10 protein-coding genes and 1 pseudogene are annotated in these 14,900 nt (G+C 40.2%); 4 read left to right on the forward strand and 7 right to left on the reverse strand.

Annotated elements, in window-relative coordinates:
- The first annotated feature begins 51 nt into the window (after positions 1-51).
- Positions 52-696: a hypothetical protein gene (locus J7E67_RS05265; protein ID WP_214718388.1), complete on the forward strand. Its 645-nt coding sequence runs from the start codon at positions 52-54 to the stop codon at positions 694-696.
- A gap of 133 nt (positions 697-829) precedes the next feature.
- Positions 830-1,324 (forward strand): annotated as a pseudogene (locus tag J7E67_RS05270) (RNA-guided endonuclease TnpB family protein); the annotation flags it as partial.
- Positions 1,325-1,465: 141 nt separating this feature from the next.
- On the opposite strand, the gene odhB reads toward J7E67_RS05270, so the two are convergent.
- Entirely contained in the window at positions 1,466-2,725 is a 1,260-nt protein-coding gene (odhB, locus tag J7E67_RS05275) for a 2-oxoglutarate dehydrogenase complex dihydrolipoyllysine-residue succinyltransferase (RefSeq protein ID WP_214718386.1), read from the reverse strand.
- A 90-nt stretch (positions 2,726-2,815) separates the two neighbouring features.
- Positions 2,816-5,701, reverse strand: coding sequence for a 2-oxoglutarate dehydrogenase E1 component (locus J7E67_RS05280; RefSeq protein ID WP_214731128.1), 2,886 nt, complete (start codon positions 5,699-5,701; stop codon positions 2,816-2,818).
- Positions 5,702-5,871: 170 nt separating this feature from the next.
- Here J7E67_RS05280 and J7E67_RS05285 point away from each other — a divergent pair, with 170 nt between their 5' ends.
- Entirely contained in the window at positions 5,872-6,756 is an 885-nt protein-coding gene (locus J7E67_RS05285) for a LysR family transcriptional regulator (protein WP_214718383.1), read from the forward strand.
- A 187-nt stretch (positions 6,757-6,943) separates the two neighbouring features.
- Here J7E67_RS05285 and J7E67_RS05290 read toward each other — a convergent pair whose 3' ends face one another.
- Genes J7E67_RS05290 through J7E67_RS05310 form a run of 5 tightly spaced genes read right to left on the reverse strand, consistent with a single transcriptional unit; the run spans position 6,944 to position 13,474 of the window.
- Positions 6,944-8,695, reverse strand: coding sequence for a DUF5605 domain-containing protein (locus tag J7E67_RS05290; RefSeq protein WP_214731130.1), 1,752 nt, complete (start codon positions 8,693-8,695; stop codon positions 6,944-6,946).
- 28 nt (positions 8,696-8,723) lie between these two features.
- Positions 8,724-10,214 carry a glycerol kinase GlpK gene (gene glpK, locus J7E67_RS05295; protein ID WP_214731132.1) on the reverse strand — a complete coding sequence of 497 codons (1,491 nt, stop codon included), beginning with the start codon at positions 10,212-10,214 and terminating at the stop codon, positions 8,724-8,726.
- A gap of 9 nt (positions 10,215-10,223) precedes the next feature.
- On the reverse strand, positions 10,224-11,192 hold the full coding sequence (locus J7E67_RS05300) for a transketolase family protein (RefSeq protein WP_214718379.1): 969 nt from the start codon (positions 11,190-11,192) through the stop codon (positions 10,224-10,226).
- Entirely contained in the window at positions 11,189-12,019 is an 831-nt protein-coding gene (locus J7E67_RS05305) for a transketolase (protein WP_214731133.1), read from the reverse strand. Before J7E67_RS05305 ends, J7E67_RS05300 begins: the two co-directional genes overlap by 4 nt.
- Positions 12,020-12,037: 18 nt before the next feature.
- On the reverse strand, positions 12,038-13,474 hold the full coding sequence (locus J7E67_RS05310) for an L-fucose/L-arabinose isomerase family protein (protein ID WP_214718375.1): 1,437 nt from the start codon (positions 13,472-13,474) through the stop codon (positions 12,038-12,040).
- 335 nt (positions 13,475-13,809) lie between these two features.
- On the opposite strand from J7E67_RS05310, the gene J7E67_RS05315 reads away from it, so the two are divergent.
- Entirely contained in the window at positions 13,810-14,853 is a 1,044-nt protein-coding gene (locus tag J7E67_RS05315; protein WP_214718373.1) for a LacI family DNA-binding transcriptional regulator, read from the forward strand.
- Positions 14,854-14,900: the final 47 nt, after the last annotated feature.

Here is a 14,900-nt window from a genome sequence, read left to right on the forward strand (position 1 = left end):
GTAGTATAATAAGTATACAGAACAAATGTTCTGTTTAGAGGTGGAAAATAAATGAAACCCCATAAAAAGAACATGAAAAAGCAGAAGAAAAAAGAATCGAAAGGTGATATTGTCATTCGGAAATTTCCGCTCCGTTTAACCGGCGAGGAGAGAAACTTAGTCGATACTCTACGTAAGGAAGCAGCAAATTTGTGGAATGACTGCTTAGATCTCCATTGGTGGCTATATGATGCCTATCAGGTTTGGACAAATGCATCTGAAAAAAAGAAATGGTACAATGCCACCACACATAAATTACATTCGCAAACGATTCAAGCGACCATCGAGTTACATGAAGAAACTTGCAAAAGAACAAGGGAGCTACGGGCAAAAGGTGAGAAACAGTGGCGGTACCCTTGGAAATACAAAAAGTTCTTTTCCGTTAAATATAAAAAAAGTGCGATTACATTGAACGGTAAAAAGCTCAAGTTTAGCAATGGAAAACAACAATCCCCCTTAGTAATCCCTCAACCGAAGCACATTGATTTCCATACGATAAAAAGTGCCGAAATCGTTTGGCACAAAAATCAATACTGGATGCATCTAGCAGTGGAAGTACAAAAACAAAAACAGGTTCAAGGTAAAAAGGAAGCCGGCTGCGATTTAGGAATCATCCATGCGGCCGTTTTAAGTAATGGGAAATTCACCTCATTGTAACAGGAAGAGAACTTCGCTCGTTACAGCGCTACAGAAACAAAAGGTTGAAAGAGTTTCAGAAGCTGATTAGCCGGAAGAAGCCAGGTTCGAATAAAAGGCATAAACTCATTTTGCGTAAACCCGTTTTTTAGAAAAACTGGAACGGAGAATGGAGTATCTATTGCATGCTATTTCGAAAATGGTCACGGATTGGTGTGTGGAAAACCAAATTAAAACACTCTATATAGGAACACCGGATGGCGTTCAAAAGAATACGAAAAAGGAAAGGAAAACCCGTAAAGAAATTCATCAACAATTGTCCAATTGGAGTTTTGGGCAATTAATCGGAAAAATAAAATACAAACTAAAACTTCGAGGAGTCAAAGTCCAACTTGTGGAAGAGTCCTATACTTCCGGCACGTGCCCGTCATGTGGAGAATTCCGCAAACAAAGGAATCGAAACTTCGACTGTCGTTGTGGCGCGGAAGGACATCGGGATGTAATAGGCGCCATGAATATTTTGGACAAGTCTATCAATAAACAGCTAACGAAAAATCGGGAACTACCGAAAAGAGAAGATACAAAGTATCGCCGAGTCCTTTTAGCTCCCATTGTCTCGCACAATGAGGCTCAAAGGGCAGTGGCGTAGTGCCTATGATTGGGCTGCGGTATTGAGTTTTTACTACATGTCGTAATGACTGGAGAAGTAGTAAGACCTGGAAGCCCCGGCCGAAAGGCGGCTTTGATGAAGGTTTAAAAAAGAATCCCCTGGATTTATCCAGGGGCGAAGTCAACCTTCTAATAATAAAGATGTAGGATCTTCCAACAATTCTTTCACTGCAACAAGGAAGCTAACAGCCTCTTTTCCGTCGACAATTCGATGGTCGTAAGAAAGGGCAATATACATCATCGGGCGGTTTTCCATTCGTTCACGATCAATCGCTACTGGTCTTATTTGGATTTTATGCATACCGAGAATCCCCACTTGCGGGCTATTCAAGATCGGCGTTGACATTAATGAACCGAAAACTCCGCCGTTTGTAATCGTGAATGTTCCACCTTGTAAATCATTTAAAGTAAGGGCATTATCACGAGCTTTTTTACCGAGATTACTGATTTCTTGTTCGATTTCGGCAAAGTTTTTCTGGTTCGCATTGCGTACAACCGGTACGACCAACCCCTCTGGTGCTGCCACGGCAATTCCGATATCATAGAACTTCTTCAAAATCAATTCATCGCCTTGAATTTCAGCATTTAAAAGCGGGAATTGCTTCAAAGCCGAAACCACGGCTTTTGTAAAGAACGACATGAACCCAAGACGAACACCATGTTTTTCGAAAAAGGCATCTTTTCGCTTCGTGCGTAAATCCATAACAGCAGACATATCCACTTCGTTAAATGTGGTTAACATCGCCGCTGTATGCTGGACTTCTACTAAGCGTTTAGCGATGGTTTGACGCCGGCGGGACATTTTCACACGTTCTACTGGTTTGTCAAACTCTTCATCTATTTGTTGTACGACAGGTTTTGGGCTGGTCTTTTCCAACTTTGGTTCTTCTTTAACCGCAGGTGTATGTGTATATGCTTTTACATCCTCTGTTCTAATTCTGCCAAGTGGATCACGGCTGCTTACTTGGTGTAAATCGATTCCCCGTTCTCTTGCCAATTTTCTTGCTGCTGGTGAAGCAATTGGACGTGCGGCTTTCGAAAGTTCTGGCTCAGGTTGGTTGCTTTGTTGATTAAAAGTTTCTTCTGCCGGTCTTTCCGAAGCTGCAGCTGGAACAGTTGGAGTGCCTGGAGTGGCTCCTGCAGCCGTATTCTCTTCGATAATCGCAATTACATCGCCTACTTCGACGATATCGCCCGTCTCTTTTAATAATTTTGAAACTATACCTGAGTATTCGGTATTTAATTCGATATTCACTTTGTCTGTTTCCAGCTCAACAACACTATCTCCTTTGGTCACTTTATCACCAATGTTAATGAGCCATTGTGAAATGGTTCCTTCTGTAATGGATTCTGCCAGTTCTGGTACTTTTATTTCTATCATGTGGTGTATCCTCCTAGGTATGATGGTAAGTCTCCTATTATGCTAGTATTTCAACTATCGTAATTTGTGAGTGATGATGGATAGTTAGAACTAAACTCTCTTTCTTGTTTCTGAGTACCTACTAGACTCTATATAGTTCAAAGCCTGTTGGATAATGCGTTCTTGTTCCTTTTTATGAACGATTGGATCGCCGCCTGCCGTACTTGAACGCTCCTGACGTCCAATGTAACCAACTGTCAGGCTCCCGGAAGCAAGATCAAAAAGAATTGGGGCGATATAGTGCCACGCGCCCATATTTTTCGGTTCTTCCTGTACCCAAATGATTTCCTTCAAGTTTGGGTAACGCTTCATGATCGCTTCTACTTTTTCCTGAGGAAATGGATACAATTGTTCGATTCGAACGATGTGTATCTCTTCTAAGTTTCGATTTTCTTTCGTTGAATCGATTTCTACAGCCAGATCGATGGCCATCTTACCAGTTGTTAATACTAAACGCTTTACCTTGTCTGTCTCTTTTCCGAGCTGAGGCTGTTCCACTACTGTTTGGAAATGGCCTTCGCTTAGCGCAGTACCTGGAGAAGCGACTAACGGGTGACGAAGCAGACTCTTTGGCGTCATAATCACCAATGGCCGAACAAACTCTGTTCCTAAGATGGTTGCTTGACGGCGTAAAATATGAAAATATTGGGCTGCACTAGTCAGGTTGGCAACTGTCCAGTTGTTTTCAGCTGCTAACTGTAAAAAGCGTTCCGGACGGGCACTTGAATGCTCCGGACCTTGGCCTTCATACCCGTGAGGCAACAGGAGAATAAGCCCTGATTTTTGCCCCCATTTCGCTCTTGCGGATGAAACAAATTGATCATAGAGGGGTTGTGCTGTGTTGGCAAAGTCGCCATATTGTGCTTCCCACATGACAAGTGTTTCAGGAGCAAATACATTATATCCATATTCAAAACCTACAACCGCTGCTTCAGACAGCGGACTATTATGAACCGCAAACGAAGCCTGTGCTTGCGGAAGCTGGTGCAGTGGTGAATAGGTATCGTTTGTTTCGGAGTCGTGGAGCACAATGTGCCGCTGCGCAAACGTTCCACGCTCAGAATCTTGGCCGGTTAGACGAATCGGCGTCCCATCTTTTAACATCGACGCAAATGCCAGCACTTCTGCTACCGCCCATTCTACTTTCCCGTTCTCTTCTAGTGCCGAATTACGGCGCTCCAGAATCCGTTTTAACTTTGGATATACATGAAAACCTTCCGGCCATTTCAGCAAATCTTGGTTTAATTCACGAAGGGTACCAAGTGGCACGCTTGTTTCTACTGGCGGAATTCCTTTAGCGATCACCCTCGGAACCTCTACTTCTGCAGGAGGTTCACTCTGCTTCTTTTCAGACACTTTTTCAAACTCAGCTTTCAACATTTCTTGTACGCTGCGATTAATTTCATCCACTTCTTCTAGTTTGAGAATGCCACTATTTTGCAACTGTTTGGAATACACCGCTCTTACCGTTGGATGGTTCGCGATTTTTTTGTAAACCTGTGGCTGGGTGACTGCTGCATCGTCCATTTCATTGTGGCCAAATCGCCGGTACCCAACTAAATCAATCAAAAAGTCCTTTTGGAACCGAGTTCGGTATTGATAAGCCAGACGAACGGCAGCCAGACATGCTTCTGGATCGTCCGCATTTACATGTACAATCGGAATCTCAAATCCTTTTGCTAAGTCACTCGAATATCTCGTTGAACGAGAATCGTGGCTATCTGTCGTAAAGCCGACCATGTTGTTGGCAATGATGTGGATGGTTCCACCTGTTCGATATCCTTTTAACCCGCTTAAATTCAAGGTCTCCGCTACAATCCCCTGGCCCGGAAAGGCTGCATCACCATGGACCAAAATCGCAAACGCCCTCTTAACATCCTGCTTAGGGTAACCAGCATGCTTTCGTTCTTCTTGGGCAGCTCTTGCAAAACCTTCGACTACCGGATCAACAAATTCAAGATGACTCGGATTATTGGCTAAAGTAATACGTGCGCGAACGTTTCCGGGGCCTTCCATGAATCGATTTCGGCCTAAATGGTATTTCACATCTCCAGTCCAGCCCTCACTTATGTCGACCAAATCTTCTGACGGACCCTGTTGTTTGGCAGACGAGTGCTGAAATTCAGAGAACATTTTTCTGTATGGTTTGTTTAACACATGCGCAAGGACACTTAGGCGGCCGCGATGCGCCATTCCAATCACGACATTACGTGCTCCATCCCCGACACCTTCGTGCACGGCTTCATTCAGCATGGGGACAAGCATGTCAACGCCTTCAATGGAAAATCTCTTTTGACCGACAAAGGTTTTATGCAAAAATTGTTCAAATCCTTCAACCTCTGTCAAACTCTGTAACAAGTTCGTTTGTTCTTCTTTAGATAAGGAGCGATGCAAGGAACCTTGCTCCACCATTTGAGTTAACCATGCTCGTTCATCCATATGTTGCACATGGTTAAATTCATAGGCTAGTGTGGAGGTATAAATACGCTTTAAATGGTTGATAGCATCCCATGCGGTTTGAATACCTGCTGGTGCCTCCTCCCAAACAAGGTTGGATGGAATCGCTTTCAGATCTTGCTCACTTACCCCATGTTTTTCTAGATTACATATCTCTGGATTTTGTGAATTCCCTTGTAATGGGTTCATGTTTGCCGCTAAATGACCGTTTGAACGAATATCTTCAAGTAGTTTTACTATTTTAAGTACTTTCTGTGTATTTATGGAATTTATGGAATTGACAGATTCATTATTGAGGGGTTCTTCAGTATGACTTGATTCAAAAGACAAAGGGGAGCCCCATTTAATAAAAAGCTCTTTTAATTTTGGATCAATGGTGTCTTCCCCGTTCGTGTACCGCTCATATTGTTCGATTACATAGCCCAGGTTTGGACCATTAAATTTCCTCCATGGATTATGTTCGTTATTTTGTACTCCCATTCCCAATTCCCCCATTGTTGTGTTACTTTATATGCTTTGTTTCGGATTATTTAGTGAAGTAATTATCAATTGCTTTAGAATAAGGATAATGTAATAATTGAAATAAATAAAATGCTAAAAAATTATATTAATCTATAAAAAATATTTATATCAGATAGATGGGTGGAAAAATGGATTATCGTGACTGGGAAATACTAAAGGTGCTTTATCATCAAAAGAATCTAACAAAAACAGCTCGCCTCTTATTTCTTACTCAACCCGCGTTAACGACTCGATTAAAGCATATGCAGGAAGAACTAGGCGTTAAAATCGTAACTCGTGAAAGCAGAGGAGTGCATTTTACCCCACAAGGAGAATATCTTGTTCATTGTGCTGAGGAAGCCCTTGCTCATTATGAAAAGATTAAAGAAAATGTCCAAAATATGAGTCATACCGAAAGTGATAAAGTGGTAGGTACGTTGAAATTGGGGGTATCCAACTTTTTTGCCAATTATGCACTTCCTTATGTTTTGAAACTATTTAAAATGCAATATCCTCATGTGGAATTCAAGGTAACTACAGGATGGAGCAGAGACGTAACGCAGCTTATACACAATAAGGATGTTCATATCAGCTTTGTTCGGGGAGATTATGGATGGCGAGGGTTATCGAAACAACAATTATTTGAGGAAAAGATTTGCATTGCTTCTATGAATGAAATTGATATTATGGATCTCCCTAGTCTTCCGAGAATTGAATATAGAGGGGATTATTTATTAAAATCAATCATTGATCATTGGTGGGGTGAAAATTATTCGCAAGCGCCCTTTATTAGTATTGAAGTTGACCAAGTTGATACTTGTAAGGAAATGGTTATAAATGGTTTAGGCTATGGCATCCTGTCCAGCAGGGTACTTACCGGTATAGAAGATTTACATAAAATCCACCTACTTGATCAAGAAGGAAATCCTATATTGCGAAGAACGTGGATGTATTATCATAAGGAATCTCTGGAATGGAATGTTGTTAAGGCATTTGTACGCTTTATTGAAAACTTTGATTGGAAGGACAATTGAATTTAACAAGCTCTGTGGAGAATTTATTGAGCAAACAGGTTCCTAAATGTCAATATCGCTGACAATGCAAAAAAGAATATATCGAACAAAAAAACCAGCCGGAGACGCTTCCTGGCTGATTTTTGTTTCGTAACTATATTAAAATATATAATATTTTCAAACTTTCAAGGGAAGATACCTGTTTAGATTAGATCCTTGACATCCTGACTGCCATGTATTGTCTGCCAAGGAGCTCGATTCGGAATTTTCCTTCATAGATTTCTTCCAATTCGTTAATTGTCATATTCCACGTATCAATTACTTCTACTTTATACTTCGTCCCTGGCTTCATCCGATATTCTCTGAAGCGAGGCTGGTTAAAGCCGTAATAGAAAAGATAATATTCGTCCGGTATTCCTGCCGCAGGTGCATCCCATGACATTTGCAAAGGATTCAATCCATCTTTTGGACCTTCTTCCATGATGCCCCTTAAGAATGCAATACGATCGGGACTGCTTCCATGTAGTTTGCCGCCTTTAGACCACCATAAAACCTCATCTGGACGCAGGTATGTTTCACCATGCCCAACATATCCTCCTCTTAAGGCACCTTCCCAGAATCGGCGTGTCATTTCTTCACCAGGAATGTTGCCCCAGCCTTGATCAATGTCTCCTTCATATGCACATTCGTCTATAACAATTGGCTTATTCCATTGTTTCCGCCACTCATCAGTGCTTTCTGCCGTCTTGTATACATCAATGCGTTGAACGCTGCAATGAGTAATCCATGGTCGGTTGTAATCATAAAATTGTAAACAGTTGTGGATAGAGATCAAATGATTATAAGGGTCATTTTCCGTAATAATTTTTGCAAAACGTTCCCAATCATCTATTTCCTTAGACCACATTAAATCGTACTCATTGGCCAAAGACCACCAAACATGTCGATAGGCGGAAAGACGGGCAACGATGTATCGCAAATACCGATCGTCAGCGCCCTTTATCATATCCGCAAATCCCCATCGATCATATGGGTGGAACAAAATCAAATCTGCTTCGATACCAAGTTTTCCGAGATCGATAATTCTTTGTTCCAAATGTTGAAAGAACAATGGATTGAATCGAGTATTATCCCAACCTTCCTCAATCGATCCCTCATACGGGTAAAAGGGAGGTTCGTTGGTATTGAAAGAATACGATTTAGGAAAAACACACATACGCATTTTGTTGAAAGGAGATGTTTCAAGCGTTTCCAGTGTTTGCTTAATCAAACTTTCCTCCTGATGGACCCATGCATAACAAGTCGTACCGACCGGAATATACCTTGTTCCGTCCTCATGAGCAAAATGAAATGTATTTTGTACACGAACCGGACCATGATTCCCTTCCAATGCTTCCTTACAGACAAATTGACCTTCAATGCTATCAAGTGATCTGGCGGAGCTTTTCGTCCGGAATGCCCAGCTTCCTTCAGTGTCAGGCATAAATCTAATCCGGTAAACGCCTTCTCCGTCATAGAAACCTAGTGTTTCCAGTGTTCTATCTTCAAAACTAAATTCAGCACTCAGAGCTACGTCGACAAACGGATTTCCGTGATCAGGGCCCTGCAATTTCAACTCGAATACGCCCCACTTGTCGACATGATCAGGCAGTGTAATCGCCGCCAATCCTCTAACCACCGATTCATCTTCATAATCAGTAGCCGGTGTAATCTCACCGCTGTCCTCCGACTCCTCCGAGACCTTTGCCAAATCCTGCTGCAGTGCTGTTACAATTTCCGACGTCAGTGTTAATTCTGGAATATACGAAGCAAGCTGTGGTAAATCAGCTAACCTAATAAATGTACCTAGACTTGGATCAAGCATTAAATCAAAAAGTTGCGGTATATGTTTTTCCAATATGCCCCTAGCTTCTTTATTAGACAAAACATTACCTAGTTTCGTTTTTTCTGTAAATTCCAAATTGATAACCTCCAGCCGGTAGAATTATTTAATATATTAAAACACCATTTACTGACTGCTTCCACCCTTGATAATACTTATCCCTTACATCACTTGTCATCAAAGGGTGATACATTTCATGTTCTTGATTAAGTTTATTTATTTCTTCTGTGGATTTCCAAATTCCGACTCCTAAACCCGCTAAATAAACAGAGCCCATTGAAGATAATTCAGCTATTTCTGAAGCAATAACATCGCTATCCAACATATCTGCTTGATATTGCATTAAGAAGCGGTTGCTTGTTGCGCCTCCATCCACTTTTACACTTTTTATTTGAATATTGGATTCTGATTGCATCAGTTCAATAATATCCTTAACCTGATAAGCGATACTTTCTAATGCTGCACGCACGATATGTTGTTTTCCGGTATTGCGGCTCATTCCCATAATTGCGGCACGAGTGTACGGTTTCCAGTAAGGAGCTCCTAAGCCTACAAAAGCTGGTACAAGATAGACACCCTGATTATCTGATATAGAACTTGCCAACTGCTCAGCCTCATCAATTTCATCAATCAATTCGAGCTGCTCCTTCAGCCATTTAATCGTATCACCGGTACTATTAATAATCCCTTCCAGTGCATAACTTACTTTCCCATTCATTCCCCATGCAATGGAAGTGACTAAACCATTGGTACCATCCACCATTCCATCAGTTTGCATCAGTACGGAAGTGCCTGTACCATATGTCGCTTTGGCCATTCCCGGCTCAAAACATTTCTGCCCAAATAAAGCACCTTGTGAATCTCCAATTACACCTGAGATTGGAAGTTGTGTGAACGGAAGAGTTGCATCCTCGGTAACACCAAATAGTTCATTGGAATCTTTTACTTCAGGAAGCATTTCTCTAGGGATACAAAAAAGTTCCAACAACTCTTCATCCCACTGAAGGGTATGAATATTAAATAAAAGAGTTCTGCTTGCATTCGTATAATCGGTTGCATGGACCTTCCCACCTGTTAATTTCCAGATGAGCCAGCTATCAATCGTTCCAAGTAGGAGCTCGCCTTCTCTTGCTCTGTCTTTGACGCCATCTACATGATCCATAATCCATTTTACCTTAGATGCAGAAAAATATGGATCTGCCTTTAACCCGGTTTTTGATTGTATAAGATGTTCATATCCCTGCTCTTTAAGCTCTTGGCAATTGTCAGAAGTTCTTCGACATTGCCAAACGATAGCATTATAAACTGGGATTCCTGTTTCTTTATCCCAAACGACTATCGTTTCTCGTTGATTTGTAATCGCTAAAACAGCTAAATTATCTTGTGAGACGGCAGATGTTTGAACCATCTCTTCCAACAGTGTTTTAACATTTTCATAGATTTCAACCGGATCATGCTCTACCCATCCTGGGTGTGGATAGTATTGTGTATGACTTACAGAACATTTATGAATTATTTGTCCTCTCGTATTAACGAGCAATACTTTTGTTCCCGATGTACTTTGATCAATCGAAAGAATATATTTCTCGTTTGTCATAGGAACACCTCATCCATTATTCACCATCTGCATGGCAATCTTGGTAACATTGCTTACACTTAATCCATAGTGTTCAAACACTTCAGCTGTTTTTCCTGCAACCGCCGGTTCGTCTGGCAGACCAAGAATCTTGAGCGGTATCGGGTGGCTTTGTGAAACAACCTCAGCTACCGCTGAACCTAAACCGCCATAAATGCTATGCTCTTCGATGGTGATAATTCTTCCTGTTTCCTGAGCAGCCCTTAGAATCGCTTCCTTATCTAATGGTTTAATCGTATGCATATTGATAACCCGGCAATCGATTCCTTCCTGTTGAAGGGCTTCTGCGGAATCTAATGCAATTCTGACCGTCTCGCCAGTTGCAATAATGGTTATATCTGTTCCTTCTTTCATCGTCACTGCTTTACCAATTTGAAACTCATAGTCTTCAGATACATATGAATCTTCAACTGGATTGCGACCAATTCGAAGATATACCGGTCTATCATATTCAACTAATGCTTTAATCATTTTTTTCGCCTCATGACGATCCGCTGGCATCATTACATCTAGACCTGGAATGGCACGGGTCACAGCGAGATCCTGCAGAGAATGGTGAGACATGCCTAGTGCACCGTAACTAACGCCGCCGCTAATGCCGATTAGTTTCACATTTGTATTGGAATACGCAACATCTACTTTGATTTGTTCAATACTTCTCATGCTTAAAAAACAAGCAGGTGATGCAACAAATGGTTTTTTACCAGAAGCCGCCAAGCCCGATGCAATCCCAACGAGATTTTGTTCTGCAATTCCGACCTCTACAATTTGATCCGGTAATTCTTTCCCAAAATTCAGAAGAGAAGCTGATCCTCTGGAATCACTGGTTAAGACTAAAATATCTCTATTTTCTTTCGCTAATTCTTCTAAAACATCACTGATAGCTTGACGATTAGCGATCTTATTTCCTTTTACACTTTTTAAAGCCGCTTTAGTCATTGTAGCACCTCCAGTTGCTTTGAAAGTTCTTGCATTGCTAATTCATATTCTTCTTTATTAGGTACGTAATGATGCCATTTTGCTACATTTTCAGCAAATGAAATTCCCTTGCCTTTGACTGTATTGGCAACAATCATCGTTGGTTTTCCGCTCACTCTAGGCGTATTGCTCAAAACTTCTACTAACTGTTCGATATCATTTCCATCAACTTGTACGACTTCCCAGCCAAACGATCTCCATTTATCCCCTAACGGTTCAAGGGACATAACATCCTCGGTACTTCCTGTTATTTGCAATCTATTGCGATCAATAATAGCGACTAAATTATCCAGCTTGTACTGAGAAGCGGCCATAGCCCCTTCCCAAACTGACCCTTCTGCCTGCTCGCCGTCCCCCATTAAGGTATAGACTCGATACGATTTTTCATCCATTTTGGCAGCCAAGGCCATACCAACTGAGATTGGCAACCCATGTCCCAACGCACCTGTATTCATTTCTACACCAGGCACTTTATTGTTTGGGTGACCTATTAATCTTGTATTAAATTGGGAGAATGTTTTTAATTCCTCTTTCGGAAAAAATCCCTTATCTGCTAATATCGCCCAGTACGATTCAACGGCATGCCCTTTACTCTGTATATATCGATCACGATCTTCCCATTTAGAATTCTTTGGATCCACATTCATAATATGATAGTAAAGAACCGTTAAGATATCGGTATTGGAAAGCGAACCACCTGTATGACCGGTACCCGACTCATAAATCATTTTTAGCAGTTCCATTCGAATTTCTGTTGCTTTACGTTTTAGAAACTCAATTTTAGTCATCCTTTTTACCCCCCAGCTTTATTTATTAAGGTCGCTCCCACGAAGCCATGCTCTAATTTCACTTTCAGTTGGATCTACCGGATCAGGAGTCAACCCAGGAATATATTCACATGCCTCAAACAGGACCGGGATTACGTTCGCATGAACACCTACTGAGTGGTGAATATATGGACCTTTCACTAACTTTTCTTCCCATAATGGCCAATCATTTACTTCCACCCAAACGTATGAACCTCTGGTGAATGGCCCTTCAATGCCCTTTGCTCTTCCAAGGAATATAGAATATTCACCATGATCTCCGTCAAAACGTGCAAGTGTCATTTCTCCACCCTTTATTTCTCCTTCATGAGTTCCAGGAGAATGATCATCAAATAAGAAATGTTTGTTTAGCTTTGGCTTTTCTTCTACACTTAACGATACAGGGAAATTTCCGCAGTGGAATAATAACTCGCCATTTGGATTTTCAGGATGACGTACGGTAATATCTGCGAAAAACGTTGGTTTCGTATTTAATGTAGCTGCTTGAACCATAATGGAAGTTATCGCACCATGTATATCTGTTTCACAGGTTACTGGAATTTGTTCGTCTGTCAAAATCGCATTTGCCAAACATGGCATAATGCCAATAATATCTTGTAAGGTTGACCAGCATTGAATCGCAATCGCTGTACTTCCTGTATCTGCAGCCATTTGTTTCATCGCTACTTTTAATGAAGCGATTCGCCGGACATCCTGTTCTGTTACTCCACTCCAATCAAGCTTTTCCTTGATATAGCCAATTGCTTCATCTAATTCTGGGCTATCAGACTTTTCTATCTTCAATGTTCCTTTTTTCAACTCTTCGAGAGTGATCGGATGAATTTGTATTCCAAACGTCTCTAACAATTCACCCTCATTGCAGATAACAGACCAAAAGTCAGAGGGCCTAGTGGATATCTGCAAGATTCGTAGATTAGTAAATTGCTTTACAACATTGGCTGCACCAATAAAATTCTTAAACCCGCGTTCAAAAACAGGGCTATCCACACTGCAATTCGTAATATATGTAAACTTAACATTAAATCTTCTTAGCACTTTACCTGTTGCAAAAATTCCGCATTGTGAATCACGAAGACGCATCCCATCTTCCAGTGGAGCCTCATCCCTTGGACCCCAAAGTAAAACAGGTTTGCCAATTGCTTTTGCTACTCGTGCAACAATATCCTCTGTTCCAAAGTTACAGTGTGGGAAGAATACAGCATCCACCTCTGCATCTCTAAATCGTTTAATAATGGCCGGTTCATCTAAACGTTCATGCAACAACCCTTCTTCATTAATCCCTTCCAAATCAACAATTTCCATTTCCAATCCAAAGCTCTCAATTTTCTCTCTAATTAATTGTTTAAACTTTAATGCATCCTCTTTACTAAATACAAATCTTCGAGTGGGTGCGAATCCAAGCTTAATCTTTTCCATTTCCTATGCCTCCTATGTAATTCCAACAACTAAATTTATTTAGTTACATATCATCTTCTTGAACCTATAATATCAACTATTAAATTATCAGTCAATTAATTTAATAAATTTATTTAGTAATTTATAGAATATAATAAACATTTTTATTTTGATGTTCTTATTTAGTTTCCTTTCTAAAGATTGATAAATAAGGATTTATATCATAAGTATTTGTTTTTTCTCCGATTTGAATGAACTAAACAATAACTAAACTAACTATTTTATGCTATAATTTAATAAAATAAGTTTATATAAATATCGAGTACTATTTATCACGTGGGTAGGTGTTATATTTTATGAAAATAGATGATATTGCTAAATTAGCCAATGTCTCAAAATCTGCTGTCTCTCTGGCGTTAAATGGGAAAAATGGGGTAAGTCAAAAAACACGCGAGAAAGTCCTAAGAATCGCTCAAGAACATGGATACATTCCGCGCCCCATTATTAAAGCTGATCAATATTTTCAGCCAAACACAAAATTATTGAGGTTTATTGCTTGCACAAATGTAGGTATAGTAACAGAGCAATATGAATCGCTCCCTTTTTTTATGGAGTTAATTCATAATCTTGACAAACATATCGGCTCAAGTGGTTATTCTCTTACGGTTTCATCTATCAGCATAGAAAGCCTTCAAGAGGAAGTATCGAGGCTCGAACAAGAACAAAAATCGGCAGGTATATTATTGTTAGGTACCAACTTAACGCCAGAGCAAATTAATATAGTCGCAAACATACAACCGAATATAGTTGTCCTGGATACTTGTTTTGAAACGTTAAACGTAAACTTTGTCGTGATGAACAACGTATATGGTGCATACCAGGCAGGACAATATTTAAATGAGTTAGGACACGAACAAATTGGTTATGTAGGATCAAATACTAGAATGTATAATTTTGACATGAGAAAAAAAGGATTTTTACAGGCACTCACTGAACACGGATTAAAAATTGCCGAAAATAATTACTTTTCATTATCCCCAACAGTGATTTCATCCCAGGATGCTTTTAAAGAAAAAATCAAAAAACGGATGGATCAATTACCGACGGCCTTATTTTGTGAAGCGGATTATATGGCCATTAGCGTAATAAAATCGCTGACTGAATTAGGAATAAAAGTTCCAGAAGACATTTCTGTTATCGGCTTTGATAACATCTTTGAATCACAAGTAATTACTCCTGAATTAACGACAATACATGTGAAAAAGGACAAGATTGCATTATTATCAGTTGAAAAACTAATTAGACAAATTGAAAATAATGACTCTGATAAAATAAAATTGTTTGTTGATACAGAACTCATTGAAAGGAATTCATGTACAGTAAACAAAGAGACAACCTAGGAAGGAATAAATCAAAATTTGGTTTTAATACATCCGCTATTCGGAAC

The sequence above is a fragment of the Bacillus sp. ISL-46 genome, from assembly GCF_018613205.1.